The organism is Kitasatospora sp. NPDC059327 (assembly GCF_042752535.1).
Lineage (GTDB): Bacteria > Actinomycetota > Actinomycetes > Streptomycetales > Streptomycetaceae > Kitasatospora.
The window spans coordinates 96,866-115,829 of the sequence record NZ_JBHYYB010000006.1 but is presented as its reverse complement, the minus strand read 5'-3'; the positions used below and the strand labels follow the sequence as shown (position 1 = coordinate 115,829).

General features: G+C 73.8%; 16 protein-coding genes, 1 tRNA gene and 1 riboswitch. Of the genes, 11 read left to right on the top strand and 6 right to left on the bottom strand.

The annotated features are described in order from the left end of the window. Window positions 1-42: 42 nt before the first annotated feature. The 4 genes from ACFXHB_RS06185 to ACFXHB_RS06170 all read right to left on the bottom strand — a co-directional run bounded on the left by ACFXHB_RS06185 (window position 43) and on the right by ACFXHB_RS06170 (window position 4,579). A complete protein-coding gene (locus ACFXHB_RS06185; protein ID WP_380572513.1) occupies window positions 43-1,029 on the bottom strand; it encodes a DUF5926 family protein in 987 nt (328 codons plus the stop codon). 224 nt (window positions 1,030-1,253) lie between these two features. Further along, complete coding sequence (locus tag ACFXHB_RS06180; protein WP_380572511.1) at window positions 1,254-1,709, bottom strand: ATP-binding protein; 456 nt, start codon at window positions 1,707-1,709, stop codon at window positions 1,254-1,256. Window positions 1,710-2,260: 551 nt separating this feature from the next. Further along, entirely contained in the window at window positions 2,261-3,085 is an 825-nt protein-coding gene (locus tag ACFXHB_RS06175) for a glycerophosphodiester phosphodiesterase family protein (protein ID WP_380572509.1), read from the bottom strand. Between the two features lie 150 nt (window positions 3,086-3,235). After that, entirely contained in the window at window positions 3,236-4,579 is a 1,344-nt protein-coding gene (locus tag ACFXHB_RS06170) for a purine-cytosine permease family protein (RefSeq protein WP_380572508.1), read from the bottom strand. 112 nt (window positions 4,580-4,691) lie between these two features. After that, window positions 4,692-4,840, bottom strand: a riboswitch (TPP riboswitch). 290 nt (window positions 4,841-5,130) lie between these two features. Here ACFXHB_RS06170 and ACFXHB_RS06165 point away from each other — a divergent pair. From ACFXHB_RS06165 to ACFXHB_RS06135, 7 genes are all read left to right on the top strand, one after another. After that, on the top strand, window positions 5,131-6,801 hold the full coding sequence (locus tag ACFXHB_RS06165; protein ID WP_380572506.1) for a S1C family serine protease: 1,671 nt from the start codon (window positions 5,131-5,133) through the stop codon (window positions 6,799-6,801). Window positions 6,802-6,857: 56 nt separating this feature from the next. Continuing rightward, window positions 6,858-6,945: transfer RNA gene (locus ACFXHB_RS06160), tRNA-Ser, on the top strand. A 182-nt stretch (window positions 6,946-7,127) separates the two neighbouring features. After that, on the top strand, window positions 7,128-8,237 hold the full coding sequence (locus tag ACFXHB_RS06155; protein WP_380572504.1) for a peptidoglycan-binding protein: 1,110 nt from the start codon (window positions 7,128-7,130) through the stop codon (window positions 8,235-8,237). A 101-nt stretch (window positions 8,238-8,338) separates the two neighbouring features. Then, window positions 8,339-9,163 carry a MerR family transcriptional regulator gene (locus ACFXHB_RS06150; protein ID WP_380572502.1) on the top strand — a complete coding sequence of 275 codons (825 nt, stop codon included), beginning with the start codon at window positions 8,339-8,341 and terminating at the stop codon, window positions 9,161-9,163. Window positions 9,164-9,443: 280 nt separating this feature from the next. After that, window positions 9,444-10,808, top strand: a complete 1,365-nt coding sequence (locus ACFXHB_RS06145) for an FAD-binding oxidoreductase (RefSeq protein ID WP_380572501.1) — start codon at window positions 9,444-9,446, stop codon at window positions 10,806-10,808. 448 nt (window positions 10,809-11,256) lie between these two features. Next, entirely contained in the window at window positions 11,257-11,586 is a 330-nt protein-coding gene (locus tag ACFXHB_RS06140) for a hypothetical protein (protein ID WP_380572499.1), read from the top strand. 387 nt (window positions 11,587-11,973) lie between these two features. After that, window positions 11,974-12,732 carry a pyridoxal 5'-phosphate synthase gene (locus tag ACFXHB_RS06135; RefSeq protein ID WP_380572497.1) on the top strand — a complete coding sequence of 253 codons (759 nt, stop codon included), beginning with the start codon at window positions 11,974-11,976 and terminating at the stop codon, window positions 12,730-12,732. Window positions 12,733-12,824: 92 nt separating this feature from the next. Here the strand turns inward: ACFXHB_RS06135 and ACFXHB_RS06130 are convergent, their stop codons facing one another. Then, window positions 12,825-13,889 carry a DMT family transporter gene (locus ACFXHB_RS06130; protein WP_380572495.1) on the bottom strand — a complete coding sequence of 355 codons (1,065 nt, stop codon included), beginning with the start codon at window positions 13,887-13,889 and terminating at the stop codon, window positions 12,825-12,827. Window positions 13,890-14,041: 152 nt separating this feature from the next. On the opposite strand from ACFXHB_RS06130, the gene ACFXHB_RS06125 reads away from it, so the two are divergent. Continuing rightward, a complete protein-coding gene (locus ACFXHB_RS06125; RefSeq protein WP_380572493.1) occupies window positions 14,042-14,920 on the top strand; it encodes a DUF1906 domain-containing protein in 879 nt (292 codons plus the stop codon). Window positions 14,921-14,983: 63 nt separating this feature from the next. Next, entirely contained in the window at window positions 14,984-16,243 is a 1,260-nt protein-coding gene (locus ACFXHB_RS06120; protein ID WP_380572491.1) for a hypothetical protein, read from the top strand. 54 nt (window positions 16,244-16,297) lie between these two features. On the opposite strand, the gene ACFXHB_RS06115 is transcribed toward ACFXHB_RS06120, so the two are convergent. Beyond that, window positions 16,298-16,495 carry a hypothetical protein gene (locus tag ACFXHB_RS06115; protein WP_380572489.1) on the bottom strand — a complete coding sequence of 66 codons (198 nt, stop codon included), beginning with the start codon at window positions 16,493-16,495 and terminating at the stop codon, window positions 16,298-16,300. Between the two features lie 78 nt (window positions 16,496-16,573). Between ACFXHB_RS06115 and ACFXHB_RS06110 the strand changes: the two genes are divergently transcribed. After that, complete coding sequence (locus tag ACFXHB_RS06110; protein WP_380572488.1) at window positions 16,574-16,966, top strand: DUF4259 domain-containing protein; 393 nt, start codon at window positions 16,574-16,576, stop codon at window positions 16,964-16,966. Window positions 16,967-17,159: 193 nt separating this feature from the next. Then, window positions 17,160-18,821 carry a long-chain fatty acid--CoA ligase gene (locus tag ACFXHB_RS06105; RefSeq protein ID WP_380572487.1) on the top strand — a complete coding sequence of 554 codons (1,662 nt, stop codon included), beginning with the start codon at window positions 17,160-17,162 and terminating at the stop codon, window positions 18,819-18,821. Window positions 18,822-18,964: the final 143 nt, after the last annotated feature.

The following is an 18,964-nucleotide window of genomic DNA, read 5'->3' as shown; positions in this document are numbered from 1 at the left end:
TGGCGGCCAATGTGACGCGTATCACCCGGATCCGAGTGACCTTTAGTTCAAGGTGACCTGACGGTTCACCAGGTTGGCGCGGGCCCGCCGCTCCTCACCGGTCAGCGGCGCGGGCTCGGCCAGCGTCTCGGCGAGCCGCTCGGCGAACTCGGCGGCCGGCTTCTCGCAGTCGGTGGCGGTCATGCTGAGCGGCAGGTCCCAGACCGGGACGGTCAGACCGTGCGCGCGGAAGGAGCCGACCAGGCGGGTGTCCGGGCCGAGCGAGGACTGGTCGGCGGCGGTGAGCCGGGCCAGCGCGTCCAGCAGCTGCTCCTCCGGCACGGTCATCACCCAGCGCAGGTGGTTCTTGTCCGGGGTGCCGCACCAGTACGCGGAGTCCACGCCGGTCAGCTTCTCGGTCGGGATCGCCGAGGCGTTGGCGCGCTCCAGGGAGGCGGCCACCTCGCCCGTCGCCGTGTCGGCGTCCTCCAGCCAGAACTCGAAACCGGTGTGCACGGCGGGCGTGAACGCGGCGGAGGTGTCCAGCAGGTCCTGCAGGCGGCGGCCGCCCGGGACGGTCCGGCGGGCGGGGACGGGCGAGCCCGGCTCGGCGGCCAGCGCCAGCTCCAGGGCGTCCGCCAGGTCGCGGCTCAGGTCGCCGGAGGCGGACTGGGTCTGCAGGCCGAGCAGGATCGAGCCGTCCTGGCGGCGCAGCGCCGGCCAGGCCAGCGGCAGCACGGTGGCCAGCGTCACCGACGGGACCTCGCCGTTGGCGGCCTCGGCCACGCCGGCGGCCAGCGTCAGCGGCACGGTCGCGGCCGGGACCAGCTCGCGCAGGGCGACCCAGTCGGCCTCGCCGGACAGGCCCTCGAACGGGCGGTGCACCAGTTCCTGCACGGCGTGCGAGGCCTCCCGGCCGTGGCAGGCCTTGTACCGGCGGCCCGAACCGCACGGGCAGTTCTCGCGGGCTCCGACCACGGGGATCTCCCCCGTGACGGCGGTGGTGGACTGGCTGCGCTGCGGCGCCTTCTTGGCGGCCTTCTTGCCCATGGTGCGGCTCTCCCGGGGACGGTTTCGGTGTGCTCCGGGCAGCCTACTGACGTTCCCCCGGCGCGTGGGCACGCGCCGGGGCGGGGAGTGCCCCGTGACGGGGCGGCGGACCGGACCGCGCGGGTCGGGCGCGCGAGCGGGCGTGGGGCCCGTCGTACCGGGGCGGGAGGGGCTCGGCCGCCGCCGTGGCGGAGGGGCCCGGGCGGGACCGCTGCTCGCAGCCGTCAGGCGCTGCGGGCGTCACCACCGGTCCGCCGGGCGTGGCGGGCCCGGGCGGGCAGCGCGGCCCACACCGTGACCTCGCCGGGCGCGTCGCGCACGCCCCAGTCGCTGGCCAGCTGGTCCACGATGCTCAGTCCGCGGCCGCCGCGCGAGGTCAACGACGGGCTGGCGGGGGCCGGCCGGGTCTGCGCACCGCCGTCGGTCACCTCCAGGGTGAGGATCCCGTCCGCGTGCATCTGCCAGCGGACCAGGACGCCGCCGTCGCTGTCGCCGTCGTCCGGCCGGGGTTCGTTCGAGGGGCCCGCGGTACCTGCCGGGCCGGCCGTACCCGATGCGCCCGCCGTACCCGATGCGCCCGACGAGGGAGCGCCGGGCGCCCTGACCGGTTCGGCCGGGCCCGACGGGACGCCGACGAGGATCTGGTCGACGATCTCCGCCCGGGCGCTGCGCCCGAGCACGGGCAGCGGGCCCAGTGGCCGTGCGTAACGACACGCATTGCTCAGCAGCTCGGAAAGGATCAGAACAGCATCATCAATGACCGGTTCCGGTATCTCCCGGTCACCGAGATCTCGACGCAGTCGGCGCCGTGCGACCCCGACACTCGATGGGCCGTGCGGCACTGCCATGGTCGATGAAGTCGGCACTTCACGCGCCACCATCAACGCCACCCCCGGACCTCCTTCAGCGTATGCCGAGGGATGGATGCCCCTTGGTCACACGTCGGAAACGACCGCGCGGCGATCCCGCGCGGACATTTCAAACCGAGCGACGCACGGTGCGCGGGAGGTGATTCCGCGCTCACCCTCTGTCGTGGAAGTGCATAATCTTCGCCAGAAAACGACAGGAAAAGGTTTGAGTCCGTACCAATGCGATCGCCGACCGGTGAGGCCGCAGGGGCGGACGAGGTCGAAGCGCGGCGGGTGGCCACCGGGCCCGGTGGGCTCCGCGGGGCGCCCGGGGTTCGAGGGTCGGCCCGGCGGTTCACGAGCCCCGCGGGAGGCGAAACGGTTCACCGGCCGAGCTGGGCCAGCACCTCCGCCGGACGGTTGGTGATGATCGCGGAGACCCCGAGCTCCAGGCAGAGCTCGACATCGGCGGGCTCGTCCACGGTCCAGACGTGCACCTGGTGGCCCAGCTCCCGCAGGCGCGTCACCAGCCGGGGTCTGGCCCGCACCAGGTCGATGCCCGGGCCGGCGATCCGCGCCCCGCCCGGCAGCGCGGCGCCCGGCCGCAGGCGGCCCTGCAGGGGCAGCGTCCGCTCGAACAGGAACACCCGCGGGTACTCCGGGGCGGCCGCGGCCACCCGCGTCAGGGCCAGCGAGGAGAAGCTCATGATCCGGGCCTGCGGGCGGTCGCCCTCCGGCGTCCCGCCGATCTTGAACCGGTCGAGCATCCGCAGCAGCTCGGCCTCCACCCGGCCGCGGAAGCGGACCGGGTGCTTGGTCTCGATCGCCAGGTCCACCGGGCGCCCGCAGTCGGTGACCAGCTCCAGCAGGCTCTCCAGCCGCAGGACGCCGCGCAGGGCCGGGTCCTGACTCGGCTCGCCCGTCTTCCAGGCGCCGAAGTCGTGCGCCTCCAACTGCGCCAGCGTCATCGAGGAGACCGTGCCCCGGCCGTCCGAGACCCGGCCGATCCGGCGGTCGTGCACACAGACCAGGTGCCCGTCGGCCGTCACCCGGACGTCGCACTCGACCGCGTCCGCGCCCTCGTCGAGCGCCCGGCGGTAGGCGGCGAGCGTGTGCTCGGGCAGGGCGTGCGAGGAACCGCGGTGGGCGATCACCTGGACGGACGGCGCGGTGCGCGCCGCCGCCGGGGAGAGGTCGGGGCTGGTCACGCCGTCCACGATAGGCGGCGGAAGTGACACGCAGGCGAAGACGGCCCCAACCTGCGGGGCCGTCTTCGCCTCGGTGCGCGGTGCGCGGTGTGCTTGCGCGATGCGTGGTGCGCCGTTGTCCGGCCCGGTGCGCGGACCGGGCCGGTCGGGTCAGGCCGCGGCGGTGCGCCGGGTGAGCGGCGTGAGCGCCCAGGTGGCCAGGGCCGGCACCAGGAAGCCGAACAGCGAGGCCGAGGTCCACTCCTGCGGCGTGAAGTGCAGCACCTCCTGGACGGAGGTCCAGAAGTCCGTCCACCAGCCGGCGATCGCGGTCGGCGCGATCACCTGGTAGACGGCGAAGCCGAGTGCCCAGGGCAGCAGCATCAGCCAGCGGGACGGCGCGTCGGCGGCGAGGTTCCAGCCGCGCCGCCCGGCGCCGAGGAAGTAGTCGACCGCCAGCACCGCGAACATCGGCACGAACACCGAGCCGATCAGGCCCAGGAAGGCGTAGTAGGAGTCGGTGAACTCGGTGATCTGCAGCGCCAGCACGGTGATCAGCAGACCGGTGCCGCCGGTCAGCACCCGGCGGTCCACCTTCGGCAGCAGGTTGTGGACCGACATCGCGGTCGAGTACACGTTGGCGAAGGACTGGTCGGTCTCGCGCAGCACCAGCACCAGCAGGAAGAGCCAGCCGGCCCAGACGCCCAGGAAGGAGTCGAAGATCCGGGTGGCGTCGCCGTCGGCCTGCAGCAGCGCGAACAGGCCGAGCACGTAGCACCAGACCTGGGCGAGGGTGTAGCCGGAGAAGCTGCCCCAGAACGCGGAGCGGGCGGTGCGCGAGTGCCGGGTGTAGTCGGCGGCCAGCGGGACGAAGGAGATCGACACCGCGATCATCGCGTCGGTGGCCCGGAGGAAGCCGTGCCAGTTGCCCGCGCCCGGGTCGGACACCCCGTTGCGGCCCAGCTGGACGGTGAAGTACACCATCGCCACCGCGACAGCGGCGGCGACGAAGCGGCGGAGCACCGCGATGGCGCCGAGCGGCCAGATCGTCAGCGCGGTGGTGACCGCGCCCGCCAGCACGACGAACACCCAGCGGTAGCCCTCGGTGTGCGCCACCGTCTGCGCGCCCATCGCGATGACCAGCAGCTCGTACACGCCCCAGCCGACGCACTGGACGATGTTCAGCACCGTCGGCACGTAGGAGAGCCTGGTCCCGAACAGCCCGCGCAGGTTGGCCATCGCCGGTGCGCCGGTCCGGGCCCCGATCAGCGCGGCCACGCCGAGCATCGCGGTGCCGACCACGGTGCCGACGACGATCGCGGTCACGGCGGCGGCCAGCGACAGCTCGCTGCCCGGTGCGCCGAGCACGGTGGCGGCGGTGGTGAAGCCGATCAGGCTGACGCCGAGGTTCATCCAGAGCGCGAAGTGGTCCCGGAAGCGCAGCGTGCGCGGCGGCTCGGTGTCCAGGACGAACGGGGCCTCGACCCGGTCGGTCCGGTCCGGTCGGTCCAGCACGGCGGTGGCGGTGCCCGTGGAACCGGGTGCGCCGCCGGCGGCGTCGGAGGGAGCGGACGACTCGGGGAAATCCTTGGACGCGGGCGCGCCCGAAGAAGAGGATGGCGAAGCAGGCGGCATGGCCGATACTCCCTACGCCGGCATTACCCGGACAGGTTCCGGCGGTCTGCGCCCCCTCGACGGTCCGCCCACGGATGTCGTGGCGTACGGTCGACCGGCGCACTCTCAGCCTGGTGGGTCCAAGCTCCCGCGTGTCAGTTTTGTGCGACAGGCTAACCGGCCCGGGGGTGAACGCCAAGGCCAGGCGTCCGGCGGTCCGCATCGCGGGACGCCCGGGGCGTGCTCCGAGGGTGTTCCGCGGGGCGTCCCGAGGGTTCCACCGGGGGGTCGGGTCGGGGGGTCGGGTCGGGGGGGCGGTCGGGGCGCCGGAGGGGGCCGCTGTCGGGCCGGGCTAAGGATTCTTATGAGTTCTTCAGAGGGGTCCTTACGGCAATCGAATCGAGTGTGCGAAAAACTATGGTTGTTGGTCCTGTCAGCTATGGAGGTCGTCCGTGAGCACCGAGCGCGAGGTTGGGCCCACCGGGCCACAGGGGGAGCAGCCCTCCGACGGTCAGGGGGTCGTGGGTCCCGCTCATGACGGTCCGGCGCCCGCCGCCCCGGCCGCGCCGGAGTCCGGCGGGTTCACGCCGACGCTGGCGTTCAGCAAGGTCGGCGCCCCGGAGCCGGCGCCCGCCGTCCCGGCCGAGCCGGTCGCGGCTCCCGCGCCGGTCGTGGCCGAGGCCGGGTACATCGACGCACCCCCGCCGGTCCTGCCGCCCGTACCGGCCGCGCCCGCGGCCCCGGTGGCGGCCCCCGCCGCCGCGCCGGTCACCAACCCGTACGCCACCCCGGGCACCCCGGTCGCGGCGGCCCACGACCCGTACGGCGCCCCGGCGGCACCCCCCGCCCCGGCCGCGCACCACCCGTTCGGCGCCGGCCAGCCGCTCGGCGGCTGGGGCGCCCACGACGCTCCGCCCGCCGCGCCCGGCGGCCCGGGGTACCCGGGCGGACCGCTCGGCTACCCGGCCGACTACCCGGGTGCCCCCGAGCCCGGCGGTCCGCGCAAGAAGCGCGGCGGTCTGATCGCGCTGATCGCCGCCGTCGCCCTGGTCGCCGGTGTGGCCGGTGGCGCGCTCGGCGTGGCCGTCGCGGACCGCGACGGCGGCGGCATCTCCGCCTCGGACGACCACAGGAGCACCACCGTCCAGGCGAACAACACCCAGAAGACCGAGCCCGTCCCCGGCTCCGTCGCCGGCATCGCGCAGAAGGCGCTGCCCAGCGTCGTCACCATCAAGGCGCAGGGCAACGGCGAGTCGGGCACCGGCACCGGCTTCGTCTTCGACACCGAGGGCCACATCCTCACCAACAACCACGTCGTCGCGCCCGCCTCCAACGGCGGCAAACTGACCGTCAAGTTCGCCGACGGAAGCTCCTACAACGCCTCGGTGCTCGGCCGCGCCGAGGGCTACGACGTCGCCGTGGTGAAGCTCGACAGCCCGCCCAAGGACAAGCTGACGCCGCTTCCGCTGGCCGACTCCGACAAGGTCAACGTCGGCGACTCCACGATCGCCATCGGCGCGCCGTACGGCCTGGAGTCCACCGTCACCACCGGCATCATCAGTGCCAAGGACCGTCCGGTCGCCTCCGGCGACGAGACCGGCGCGCAGTCCTCCTACATGAACGCCCTGCAGACCGACGCCTCCATCAACCCCGGCAACTCCGGCGGCCCGCTGCTGGACGCCAGCGGCGCGGTGATGGGCATCAACTCGGCGATCCAGTCCAACACGTCCAGCACCGGCCGGGCCGGCAGCATCGGCCTGGGCTTCGCGATCCCGATCAACCAGGCCAAGTGGGTCGCCGAGACGCTGATCAAGACCGGCAAGCCGGTCTACGCCAAGCTGGACGTCCTGCGCAACGATGACTACAAGGGCGACGGCGCGCAGATCCAGACCCGCGACATCCAGGGCACCCCGGCCGTCACCCCCGGCGGCGCCGCCGACAAGGCCGGCCTCAAGCCCGGCGACGTCATCACCAAGCTCGGCGGCAGCCCGATCGAGAACGGCCCCGCCCTGGTCAGCAAGATCTGGACGCACAAGCCCGGCGAGACCGTGGACGTCGAGTACACCCGCAACGGCCAGACCCTCACCACCAAGGTCACCCTCGCGGAGCGCGTCGGCGACTGACCACCCGGGAACGGGTGCACCGAACCCCGTCGGACCCGTTAGGCTGACCTCCGCCTGGAGAGCTGCCCGAGCGGCCTAAGGGAACAGTCTTGAAAACTGTCGTGCGGTGACCCCGTACCGTGGGTTCGAATCCCACGCTCTCCGCTGGTTGGAGAACCACCTGCTCAAGGCGGGTGCCGGAAGCTTCCGGCACCCGCCTTTCGCGTGTTCCGGGGCGAGTTCACCTGAACGGGGGGTTTGGGGCGGGGGCGTCCTCGTGGGGGGCTGAGGGGTTCGTGTGCCGGGGGTAAGGGGCGGACTGCCCTGGGCCCGGCGAGGAGAGACGGATGGCCTGGTACCCCGGCGCTGAGAAGCTGGAGCTTCAGCCCGAGTCGGACGCGCAGCCGGCGATCGTGCCGACGCAGGTGATCTTCCACAGCATCGCGGCGCCGTGGGCGCCGCGCCGAATCTACGAGTACTGGCGGGACTCGACCAATCTGGAGTCGCACTTCGGGGTCGGCTACGACGGCAGCGTGGGCCAGTTCATCGGCACCCAGACCCGGGCGGACGCCAACATGGCGGCCAACCGCAGGGCCGACGGCACGGGAGCGGTGAGCATCGAGTCGGCCAGTGACGACCAGAGCACCGATCCGTGGACGGACGCGCAGATCGCCGCGCTGATCGCGCTCGGGATCTGGCTGCACCGGCAGCACGGGATCCCGGTGCGGGTCTGCCGCACGGCGGACGATCCCGGCTTCGGCTACCACCGGCTGTTCCCGGAGTGGTCGGACGGCGGCACCGCCTGTCCGGGGGACGCCCGGGTGGGGCAGTTCCACGCCCTCGTCCTGCCCGGCATCGCGGCCGGCGGGGGCGGTGCCCCGCTGCCGCCGCCGCGGTCGGACTCCGGCCCGTCCCGCGACCGGGTGACGATCAACGGGCTGGAGTACGGCTACGGCGCGCACGGGCCGCAGGTCCGCGAGGTGGGCGAGGCGCTGGTGGCGGCCGGGCACGGCTCGCACTACACGACCGGTCCGGACGAGGACTGGCGTGACGCCGACACCCTCAACTACCAGGACTACCAGCGCGGTCTGGGCTACTCGGGCAGTGACGCGGACGGTGTCCCGGGGGTGGACTCGCTGCGCCGGCTGCTCGGCCGGCTGCCCTCGCCGCGCCGCGTCTCGCTGGCCCACATCGTCACGGCGGCCCGGACCGACCCCGGTGCGGAGCAGGGCCACCAGACCTACGGCGGTGAGGTCCGGATCGTCGAACAGGCGCTGGCCGACGAGGGGTACCTGGAGCAGCGCTGGGTGGACGGCTCGCTCGGCAGCAGGTCCGTGCAGGCCTACGCGGCCTTCCAGCGCAGCCTCGGCTACGCGGGGTCGGACGCCAACGGCATCCCCGGTCAGCGCAGTCTGCGGGAGTTGGGGGCGCGGCGCGGGTTCGACGTCACGGACTGACGGACTGACGGACTGACGGGCGGCCGGGGTGGGCCGCGAGCCCGGCCGTGGGCGCCGGTGCTTGACCATGACACGGTGTGAGGGTCTGCACTGGAGGCATCATGTTCAACATCGGAGACTTCGCCAAGCACGGCCGGGTGTCGGTCCGGATGCTGCGTCACTACGACGCGATCGGACTGCTGCGCCCGGCCCGTGTCGACCCGGTCAGCGGCTACCGCTGCTACGAGGCCGCCCAGCTCGCCCGGCTCAACCGCGTCATCGCCCTCAAGGACCTCGGCTTCACGTTGCAGCAGGTGGGGGCCGTCCTGGACGAGCGGGTGGACGCGACCGAGCTGCGCGGGATGCTGCGGCTGCGGCAGGCCGAGCTGGCCGCCGCGATGGCGGCGGACGCCCAGCGGCTGAGCCGGGTCGAGGCGAGGCTCCGGACGATCGAGAGTGAGGGAACCATGCCTGCACAGGACGTCGTGGTGAAGCGGGTGCCGTCGGTCCGGGCGGCGGAGCTGACCGCGGTCGCGCGCAGCTACCAGCCGGAGGACATCGGACCGGTGATCGGCCCGCTGTTCGGGGAGCTCTGCCGGCGGCTGGCGGAGGCCGGGGTGGCGGAGGCCGGGCCGTCGGTGGCCCGGTACGAGGACACGCCGGAGGGGGACGGCGCGGTGCTGATCCGGGTGGCCGTCCCGGTCGGGGCGGCGGTGTCCGGGGGTCGCGGCTTCGAGGTGGTCGACCTGCCGGAGATCGCGGAGGCGGCGACCATCGTGCACCGGGGGTCGATGGACGACGCACTGGGCGCGTTCCAGACGCTGGCCCGGTTCATCGACGAGAACGGCTACCGCTCCACGGGGTACGCGCGGGAGCTGTACCTGGAGTGCCCGGACGCGCCGGCGGACTGGGTGACGGAGTTCCAGGAGCCGGTGGTCCGTCCGTAGCCGGACGGGTGGCGCGGGGCCCCGCGGCGGCGGGCGCGGCGGCGAGCGGCGGAACAGGCGCCCGCCGTCGCGCCGGGGCCGGCGCCTGTTCCGGCCGGCCGCGCCCCCGGGGCCGGAGCGGCGTACTTGCCGGTCGTGCGACGGCGGGGCAGAGTGCGAGCAGAGGTGACGGGCGGCGGACGGCTCGATCTCGGACGACTGGACGGCGTGCGGCGCGACGGCCGTACGACCGCCGGGCGTGCGGCCGGGGCGACGCGCCGGGCGGCGATCGGAGGCGGCGATGAGTGATCTGACGGACCGACTGGCACGGGGTCTCCCGCCCGGGGCACTGGTGGTGGACCCGGATGTGATGGCCGCCTACAGCCACGACATGGCGGGCTTCTGCGCGGCCGGCACTCCCGCCGTGGTGGTCTTCCCGGAGACGGTCGAACAGGTGCGGCACGTCCTGCGGACCGCCACCGAGCTGCGGGTGCCGGTGGTGCCGCAGGGCGCCCGGACCGGGCTCTCCGGTGCGGCCAACGCCGTCGACGGCTGCGTCGTGCTGTCGATGGTGAAGATGAACCGCATCCTGGAGATCGACCCGGTGAACCGGATCGCGGTCGTCGAGCCCGGTGTGGTGAACGCGGAACTGTCGAGGGCGGCCGCAGAGGTGGGCCTCTCCTACCCGCCGGACCCGTCCAGCTGGGAGTCCTGCACCATCGGCGGCAACATCGGCACCGGCGCGGGCGGGCTCTGCTGCGTCAAGTACGGCGTCACCAGCGAGTACGTGCTCGGTCTCGACGTGGTGCTGGCGGACGGGCGGCTGTTGTCCACCGGTCGCCGGACGGCGAAGGGGGTCGCGGGGTACGACCTGACCCGGTTGCTGGTCGGCTCGGAGGGCACGCTGGGCGTGGTGGTCGGGGCCGTGGTGGCTCTGCGGCCCCTGCCGGCCGCGCAGTTGGCGCTGGCGGCGGAGTTCCCGAGCGCGGACGCGGCGGGCGCCGCGGTGTGCGAGGTGATGGCGCGCGGGCTCACGCCGTCGCTGATGGAGCTGATGGACGCGGTCAGCGTGCGGGCGGTGAACGAGCTGGGGCAGATGGGGCTGCCGGAATCGACCCAGGCGCTGTTGCTGGTGGCCTTCGACGGGCCGGATCCGGCGGCCGAGCTGGCCTGGGTGGGGGAGATCTGCCGGGCGGCGGGTGCGACCGAGGTGGTGCCCGCCGATGACCAGGCGGAATCCGAACTGTTGCTGCAGGCACGTCGGTTGGCCCTGCCGGCGCTGGACCGGCTGGGGACCACGATGATCGACGACGTGGCGGTGCCCCGCTCTCGGCTGGCCGAGATGCTGAACGGTGTCGCCGCGATCGCCGAGCGCCACGAACTGACCATCGGGGTGGTCAGCCATGCCGGCGACGGCAACACCCACCCGATCGTCATCTTCGACGCCGACGATCCCGAGGAGTCCGCGCGGGCGCAACGCTCCTTCGACGAGATCATGGCGCTGGGGCTGGAGTTGGGGGGCACGATCACCGGGGAGCACGGGGTCGGGCTGTTGAAGCGGGAGTGGCTGGCGCGTGAGCTGGGCCCGGTGGCGCTGGAGCTGCAGCGGCAGCTGAAGGCGGTCTTCGACCCCCTGGGCATTCTCAACCCCGGCAAGGCGGTCTGATTTTCGGCTCTTCGTATTCAACTTCTTCTGTGGCCGTCCTCTTTCGGCGAGCTAAGTAGGATGGTGGAACAATCCCAGGATGGCTGGATATATCGACAAGGGAGGATGACTCTCCCTTGTGAGGGCGCGTTCGCCGGTGCTGTGCGCCAGGGTGGTGCGCCTGGTTCTTCGTATGCTCCCCGCACGCCTCCCAAGAACGTACGGCCGGCTGCCACCGTTCGGGCGAAATCGCAGGTCGGCGCCGGTGTGTCGGCGCACTGTCCGTTGTGGCGCCCGTTATTCACCATTGCCCTGGATATCACGCTAACGGGCGAAAACTGAGCCGCGAGGTGGTGCTTTGTCGATTTGTTGCGGAAGTCTGTCTCTCGGCGTCGCAGCCCGCAGGTGTTCGTCTGGCCGACGAACTCCCGCACACAATGCACGATTTACAGTTTTCTTGGAGGCTCTCATGGCTCGCATCCGCAACCGCCGGCTGGCCGGTCTTCTGGTCGCCGCCCCGTTGGCGGCCGGTCTGCTGCTGGCGGGCGCCGGGTCCGCCGCCGCCGACAACGGCGCGCTGGCCAACGACGGTTCCAACAGCGGTGTGGTGTCGAACGTCGGGACGGGCAACGTCTTCGGCTCCGTGGACGGCAACTACGTCTCCACCCAGCAGACGGCCACCGGCTCCGGTGCCTCGAACCAGGCCAACACCCTGGCGGTGAAGGACAACTCGGGCGTCATCCTGGCCGGCCAGTCCAACAAGAACTTCAACATCGTCTTCGCCCCGGTCTTCCACTGACGGGAACGGGTGCCACCGTCGGCGGGGGCGCCGGAGGTGGGTGGCCGCGAGCGGGCTGAGCGCTCGCGGCGGGGCTCGAAGCGAGACAACTCGATGCAGGGAAACCGGGTAGCGGAAAGGGTCACCGCGAACCGGCCTCGTGGGCGGTGCCGTACCTCGGCGCCGCCCACGAGTGCGTTCGGAGCCGGCGGCCGGTGCGCGGCGGCCGGCCCCGCACCCGTCCCGTAGGCGTCCTGTAGGCGTCGCGGACCCGTTCCGGGCCAGGGCGGGCGCGGAACGGTCACCCGTCGGCGGTACGGTTGCGCTCCGACAGCGCACCCCACGCCCGGGCCCCGGCGGTCCGGCCGGCGAGGGGCTGCGACCGCGGCAACCGGAAGGAAGGGCGCGATGGCAGCGGAGGAGGAGGGCCTGATCGGTCCGGGCGAGGCCAGGCCTGCCCCGGGGTCGGAGTCGAGGCCCGAGGCGAGGCCCGAGCCCAGGTCCGTACCCGAGCTGTTGCTCGGCCGCCCGCCGATGGCCCGCCCGCTGCCGTCCTTCGACGCCGAGTCGGCCCCGGCCGAGCCCGGCCCGCTCTTCGTCGACTGGCTCGCGACCGCGCTCGCGGCCGGCGTGCTGGACCCGCAGGTGGCCACGCTCTCCACGGTCGACGCCGACGGTCTCCCGGACGCCCGGGTGCTGGTGCTGCGCGATGTCGATGCCTCCGGCACCGGCTGGGTCTTCTCGGCCGCCGCCGACAGCCCGAAGGGCCGCCAGCTCGCCGACCACCCGGCTGCCGCGCTCACCCTCTACTGGCCGCCGCTGGGCCGCCAGGTCCGGGTCCGGGGCACGGTCGAGCGGGCCGCCGACCAGGTCGCGGCGGCCGAGTTCGCCACCCGTTCCCCGGCGGCGCGGGTCGGTGCGCTGGTCGGCCGGCAGAGCGAGCCGCTGGCCTCCCGGGCCGAGTACGACGAGGCGGAGGCGGTCGCCCGCCGCCGGCTGGAGGCCACACCGGACGCCGTCGCGGCCGGGCACGCCGTCTACACGCTCTGGGCGCACGAGGTGGAGTTCTGGCAGGGCGACGCGAACCGTCGCCACGTCCGGCTGCGCTACACCCGGACGGGCCCGGTCCGGACCCCGGAGTGGTCGCGGACCCTGCTCTGGCCGTAGCGGCCGATGGCCCCGGTGACCCGGGTGGCCCCGGGGACACCCGGCCCCGGCGCGACCGGGGTCACCCCGGGGCCGGGTTCACCCCCGCGCGGTCACCGTCGTCCGGTCAGGGTGGCCCCCACGCTGGCGGCCACCACGCAGCCGATGCCGGCCAGCTGCACCGCGCCGAGCAGCTGGCCCAGCACCACCAGACCGACCAGCGCGCTGACCGCCGGCTCCAGGCTCACCAGCACGCTGAACACCCGCTGCGGCATCCTGCGCAGCGCGGTCATCTCCAGCGCGTACGGGATCACCGGGAGCAGCAGGGACACCCCGGCCACCGCGAGCAGCAGCGTCAGCGGGGAGGCGCCGGGCGCGGTCAGCCCGTCCCAGGCCTGGCCGAGACCGAACGGCGCCAGCGTCAGCGCGCCGACCGTCATCGACACCGCCAGTCCCTGGAACCCCTGGAACGCGGCGCCGACCTTGTCCGTGAACAGGATGTACGCCGCGTAGCAGCCGGCCGCGCCGAAGGCGTAGGCCAGGCCGACCGGGTCCAGCGACGATCCGCCGCCGCCCTCGCCGAGCAGCGTCAGCAGGGCCACCCCGCCGGCCGCGAGCAGCGCCCAGACCAGGTGGCTGGCCCGGCGGGCGAAGATCAGCGCGACCGCGAGCGGGCCGAGGAACTCGATGGTCGCGGCGGTGCCCATCGGCAGCCGGTCGATCGCCCCGGCGAAGAGCAGCGTCATCCCGGCGGACGCCACCCCGAGCAGTCCGGCGGCGGCGAGGTCGCGCGGCCGGCGGCCACGCAGGCGGGGCCGGGTGACGGCGAGCAGGATCACCGCCGCGAACCCGAGCCGCAGGAAGGTCGTGCCACTCACCCCGAGCGGGTCGAACAGCGGCTTGGACAGCGCGATGCCGAGCTGCACCAGGAACATCGCGGCCAGACAGAAGAGCGGCGCCGGGATTCGCTCCGGGCGCCGCACGAGCTTCGAGTACCGCCGGGCAGATGGCCCGGCGGGTTGCGCGTCCGGTGGCAGCCCGGGGGCGGGGGCCCCGTCTCGTCGCCAGCCACCGCGCTCGCCGGCGGGCTCGCCCTTGGGGGCGGGCGGCATGGCAAGGGCCTCGGCGACGGCGGCGGCCGGCGGGGAGGTGGTGTGGCCGGAGTGGGACGTGGGCATGGTGGCGAGTTTGCCGTAAGGAGTCACTCCTGGGCAAGCTCGTTACCAAAATGCGGACGGATGCGGACGGGTACGCCTGAAAGGGTGAGCTTCTCCGGCGCGTGCGGCGCGGTTGACGCAATCGTCCGATGGTCCGTCAGTATCAAGGCGGGGTGCGCTATCTCCGCCCGGCGGCCACGGCCGCCGCCTCCCTCGTGCTCCTGCTCGCGACCGACGGGGCAGGCGTGAGCGCCGAGGCGACCGCCCCGGTGGCCGCCGTCGTGCCCCGCGTCCGGGCCACCGTCCTGCCCGACCGGGCCGGTCCGCCCGCTCCGCGGATCCGCGACCTCTACACCGGTGCGGCGTTCGACGCCTGCACCGCACCCCCGCTCGACACCCTCCGCCTCTGGCGCGACGCCTCCCCGTACGGCGCGGTCGGCATCTACACCAGCGGGTCCCAGCGCGGCTGCGCCCAGCCCAGGCTCACCGCCGACTGGGTCCGCCAGGCGCGGGGGATGGGCTGGCACTTCCTCCCGGTCCACGTCGGTCTGCAGGCCCCGTGCAGCGATCTCAAGGGCAAGCCCCGGCGGATCGACCCGGCCCGCGCGGCCCAGCAGGGACGGGACGAAGCGGCCGAGGCGGTCCGCGGCCTGATGTCCGTCGGTCTGGGCACGGGCAGTCCGGTCTTCCTGGACATCGAGTCGTACCCGATGCGCGACCCCGCCTGCGGCCAGGCCGTCGTCGACTTCACGCTCGGCTGGACCCAGGGCCTGCACGCGGTCGGCTACCGGTCCGGCTTCTACTCCAGCCTCGACTCCGGCATTGCCGACCTGGCCGCGGCCGCCCGGGCGGGCAGCTCCCCGCTGCCCGACACGCTCTGGTACGCCCGCTGGGACGACCACGCCGACACCGTCGGCGGCGGTGCCCTGACCCCCGAGCTCTGGGCCGACCGCCAGCGCGTCCACCAGTACCGGGGCAATGTGGAGGAGACGTACGGGGGCGCCACACTGACGGTCGACCGCAACCAGGTGGACGCCCCGCTGGCGGGCTGACGGGCCGGAATCGGTGGCCGGATAGGGTGTCCCGTCGATTGGTCACACGGAGGGGGAACGGGCGTGTCGGACGGTCAGGGGCACTACGCCGGAGCGGGTGGACAGGGCACCGGTCCGCAGCCGGCGCCGTACCCGCAGGGCGGTCCGTACGTCGGGCACAACCCGTATGCGCAGGCGAACCCGTACAGCCCGGCCGACCACCCGTACGCCCAGGCCGGCCCGTACGCCCAGGGCGGTCCGCAGCCGACAGCCAATCCGTACGCCCAGGCCGATCCGTACACCCGGAGCGACGCGTACGGACACGCCCGGCCGTCCGCCGCCCCGTCCTTCGACGGCCCCTTCCCCGGCCCGCGGCCGCGCCGCAGCCGGGTCGCCGTGCTGCTGCAGTTCACCCTCCAGTGGATCTACGCACCGCTCTGGATCGCCGCTCTGGCCGCCCTGTTCGCGATCCTGCTCTGGAGCGGCGGCGGCGGCCCGTCCGGCCCCGACTCCGACGCCTGGCTCAAGGTCAACCGCACCTTCCTCCCGCCGCGCCGCCTCAAGGCCGAGCTCACCGGCCGTCCCGAGGACTGGGAGCGCTACGTCGCCCCGATCCTGGAGCGCCGGATCCGCACGGCCGAGGCGGAGTACGCCGCCGGCGCCGGTGACGTGGGTGCCGACCTCGGCCGCACGATGGGGATCAAGCTCGCGGTGCGCCTCTACCGGGGCCTGGGCGCGGCCGGTGTGGTGCGGCTCGCGGAGCGGTACGGCTGGCAGGGCGTGCCCTCCGGCGGCGACCTGGGGCGGGTCCGGCTCAGCCGGCGGTTCCCCGCCCCGGTGGGGGTGTCCGCGCCCGGTCCGCAGGATCCGCCGGCCGCCCCGGGCACGCCGTGGGGGCCCCGCCCGGCCCGGTTCGCGCTCCTGCTGCCGTTCATGTTCGTGCTGCAGTTCGCCTATGTCCCCGTCTGCGGCGCGCTCAGCCTGCCGGCGTTCTGGGTGAAGCACCCCGAACCCGACTACTGGGACCGCTGGGGCGCGCGCTGGACGGTCGGACCGCGCGCCTTCTGGGCCGAGTTCTCCGGCAGCGCCGCCGCCTGGGACCGGCACGTCCGTCGCATCGTCGCCCGCGAGACCCGCCGGGGCGGCGGCCAGGGCAATGCCCGGGGCAACGGCCAGGGCGCCGAAGGCCCCCGCCGGATCCGCGTCAACCTCGCGACCTACCGCGGCGCGGGTGCCCAGCACGTCCTGCGGGTGGCCGCCGAACAGGGGTTCTACCTCGACCCGGCGTACTCGCCGGAGCCCGAGGTCTGCGTCCGTCTCCACCGGCCCGGACCGGCCGCCTGACCGGCCGCCTGACCGGCGCGCGCGGGTCCGCTCGAACCGGCCGCCCGCGCCGGGTCAGTCCCGGAGGCCGAGCGAGAGCCAGCCGCGCCCGTCGCAGGCCCGGCAGGTCTCCGGGATGTGGCCGGTGCCCGACCGGTCGGCGCGAACGCCCAGCCGGGCCCGCGTCCGCACCCCGTCGGAGCAGCAGGGGCACGGCACCCGGAACCCGGCCGGCTCCGGTCGCACCCGGCGATCGTCATGACTGTCGCTCATGCCCCTCAGTATCGCGTGCCGCTGTCAGTGCGGGCCGCTACAACGGTGCTGACCGAAGAGCCCGATCACGGAGGACGCATGGGCACCTGGGGCAGCGGCAACTTCGACAGCGACACGGCGGCCGACCACCTTGCCGAGCTCACCGACCGGCTGATCGACGAGGTCGAGCGGGCGATGTCCGGCGACCGGACCGAACTGGAGCCGGACGAGTACTGGGGCGTGGCCGTCCCCTGCAACCTCGAACTGCTCCACCTGATCGCCTCCCGGGACCACGTCGGCGCCGCACTTCCCACCGCGGCGACGATCGAGGGCTGGAGGACGGACTTCATGGCCGTCTGGGAGCGGAGCATCGACGGCCTGGCGCCCGTCCCGGGCCACAAGGAGGAGCGGAGGGCCGTCCTGCTCCGGACCTTCGACGGCCTGGCCGCCCTGGCCCGGGAGCGCGACCGGGACGAGCGGCCCGCGTGGTGAGCGCGGCGCCGGGCGCCGCGAATCCGTGATCCGTGCAACGGGGCAGGGATGCTGACAGCGGGCGGACGGAGAGGCACAATCGGGCTCAAGTGCCTGTATTACCGCCCAGTAGCAGCCCGTGGCCGCGCCGTGGCCGCCCGGTGGCGGCGCGGTCGCAGCCGCAGTCGCAGTGCCGCCAGGTCAAGGAGGACCCGTGTTCAGCACGATGCAGGACGTCCCGCTCACCGTCGCCAGAATCCTGGAGCACGGGTCGACGATCCACGCGAAGTCGACCGTCACCACCTGGGACGGCACCGGGCCGGTCGTCCGGACGTACGCCGAGGTCGGGGCACGCGCCGCGCAGCTCGCCCACGCCCTGCGGGACGAACTCGGGGTGACCGGGGACGACCGGGTGGCCACGCTGATGTGGAACAACGCCGAGCACCTGGAGGCGTACCTCGCGGCGCCGTCCATGGGGGCGGTGCTGCACACGCTCAACCTGCGGCTCCCGGCGGGCCAGCTGTCCTTCATCGTCAACCACGCCGCCGACCGCGTGATCATCGTCAACGGCACCGTCCTCCCGCTGCTGGCCGCCGTCCTCCCGGAACTCGCCCCCACGCTGAAGCACATCGTGGTCAGCGGCCCCGGCGACCGGTCCGCGCTGGCCGGCTTCGCCGGTGCGGTGCACGACTACGAGGACCTGATCGCCGGCCGGCCCACCACGTACCCGTGGCGGACCGACATCGACGAGCGCGAGGCGGCCGTGCTCTGCTACACCTCCGGCACCACCGGCGACCCGAAGGGCGTGCTCTACAGCCACCGCTCGATCTATCTGCACGGCCTCCAGGTCAACACCGGCGACAACTTCGCCTTCACCCCGCGCGACATCGCGCTGCCGGTCGTGCCGATGTTCCACGTCAACGCCTGGGGCATCCCGCACGGCGCCTTCATGTCCGGCGCCGGTCTGCTGATGCCGGACCGCTTCCTCCAGCCGAAGCCGCTGGCCGAGATGATCGCCCGGGTGCGGCCCACCGTCAGCGCCGCGGTGCCGACCATCTGGAGCGGCCTGCTGGACGAGCTGGACGCGGGCGACCACGACACCTCCAGCCTGCGCATGGTGGTCATCGGCGGGTCCGCCTGCCCGCCCTCGCTGATGCGGGCCTTCGACGAGCGGCACGGCATCCGGGTCGTGCACGCCTGGGGCATGACCGAGACCTCGCCGCTGGGCGCCTTCGCCCAGGCGCCCGGTGGCCTCACGCCGGAGGAGGAGTGGCCCTACCGGGTCACCCAGGGCATCTTCCCGGCCTCGGTCGAGGCCCGGCTGACCGGTCCGGGCGGCGAGCGGATGCCCCACGACGGTGTCTCGGCGGGCGAGCTGGAGGTGCGCGGGCCGTGGATCGCCGGGGCGTACTACGGCGGGGCCGGGCAGGACCCGGAGCGCCCGGACGACAAGTTCTCCGAGGACGGCTGGCTGCGCACCGGTGACGTCGGCACCATCACCCCGGACGGCTACCTGACCCTGACCGACCGGGCCAAGGACGTCATCAAGTCCGGCGGCGAGTGGATCTCCTCGGTGGATCTGGAGAACCACCTGATGGCCCACCCGGAGGTGGCCGAGGCCGCCGTGGTGGCCGTTCCGGACGAGAAGTGGGGCGAGCGCCCGCTGGCCACCGTGGTGCTGCGACCGGGTGCCACCGCCGGGCTGAAGGAGCTGCGCGCCTTCCTGGCCGAGCGGGTCGCCTCCTGGCAGCTGCCGGAGCGCTGGGCGGTCGTCGAGTCGGTGCCGAAGACCTCGGTGGGCAAGTTCGACAAGAAGGTCATCCGGGCCGGCTACGCGGCCGACGAGCTGGACGTCACGGTGCTCGGCAAGGACTAGCCGAGGAACGGTGGGAACGCGCGGACGAGCCGGGGGCCGGCCACCAACGGGTGGCCGGCCCCCGGCCGGCGCCGCCCGCGGCCGCGACGCCCGCCGAGCCCATGCCGGCGGAGCGCCCCGGCAGGTCGTCCATGACGGTCGCG

Excerpts from the sequence above, each read along its gene's own strand:
- ACFXHB_RS06115 (WP_380572489.1), bottom strand. The coding sequence starts at position 16,495 with ATGAGCGACAGTCATGACGATCGCCGGGTGCGACCGGAGCCGGCCGGG.
- ACFXHB_RS06135 (WP_380572497.1), top strand. The coding sequence starts at position 11,974 with ATGGCAGCGGAGGAGGAGGGCCTGATCGGTCCGGGCGAGGCCAGGCCT.
- ACFXHB_RS06145 (WP_380572501.1), top strand. The coding sequence starts at position 9,444 with ATGAGTGATCTGACGGACCGACTGGCACGGGGTCTCCCGCCCGGGGCA.
- ACFXHB_RS06150 (WP_380572502.1), top strand. The coding sequence starts at position 8,339 with ATGTTCAACATCGGAGACTTCGCCAAGCACGGCCGGGTGTCGGTCCGG.
- ACFXHB_RS06110 (WP_380572488.1), top strand. The coding sequence starts at position 16,574 with ATGGGCACCTGGGGCAGCGGCAACTTCGACAGCGACACGGCGGCCGAC.
- ACFXHB_RS06155 (WP_380572504.1), top strand. The coding sequence starts at position 7,128 with ATGGCCTGGTACCCCGGCGCTGAGAAGCTGGAGCTTCAGCCCGAGTCG.
- ACFXHB_RS06130 (WP_380572495.1), bottom strand. The coding sequence starts at position 13,889 with ATGCCCACGTCCCACTCCGGCCACACCACCTCCCCGCCGGCCGCCGCC.
- ACFXHB_RS06185 (WP_380572513.1), bottom strand. The coding sequence starts at position 1,029 with ATGGGCAAGAAGGCCGCCAAGAAGGCGCCGCAGCGCAGCCAGTCCACC.
- ACFXHB_RS06140 (WP_380572499.1), top strand. The coding sequence starts at position 11,257 with ATGGCTCGCATCCGCAACCGCCGGCTGGCCGGTCTTCTGGTCGCCGCC.